Origin of the sequence: Streptomyces barringtoniae, from assembly GCF_020819595.1 — a bacterium.
GTDB lineage: Bacteria > Actinomycetota > Actinomycetes > Streptomycetales > Streptomycetaceae > Streptomyces > Streptomyces barringtoniae.
On sequence record NZ_JAJHNP010000127.1, the window covers coordinates 1 to 333 of the forward strand.

Below are 333 nucleotides of genomic sequence, written 5' to 3' on the forward strand. Positions count from 1 at the left end.
GAGTTGGAGGTTGGTGCCGAGCAGCCGTTGAGTGAGGTTGTGCCGGCGTTGTCGGCGTGGCGTCGGCAGGTGCGTGAGCGGTCGGTGGTGGACGGCTGGCGTTACCGGGTGGTGTGGAAGCCGGTGACCGGGCGTGCGGCTGGTGTCGTCTCCGGTACGTGGCTGGTGGTCGTACCGGCCGAGGGTGTGGACGCCGGTCTGGCCGGGGCCGTTGCGGCGGTGCTGTCCTCCCGGGGTGTGGATGTGTGCACTGTGACGCTGCCGGCGGGGCTGGCGCGGCATGAGGTTGCCGAGGTGCTGCGGTCGGCTGTGTCTTCGGGTGCGGGTGTCTCG

Annotated in this window: 1 protein-coding gene; it reads left to right on the forward strand. The window is 70.9% G+C overall.

Annotation, left to right across the window (positions count from 1 at the left end):
• Positions 1 to 69 precede the first annotated feature (69 nt).
• On the forward strand, positions 70 to 333 hold a 264-nt coding region (locus LMU33_RS41025), incomplete at its 3' end, for a hypothetical protein (protein ID WP_308280863.1).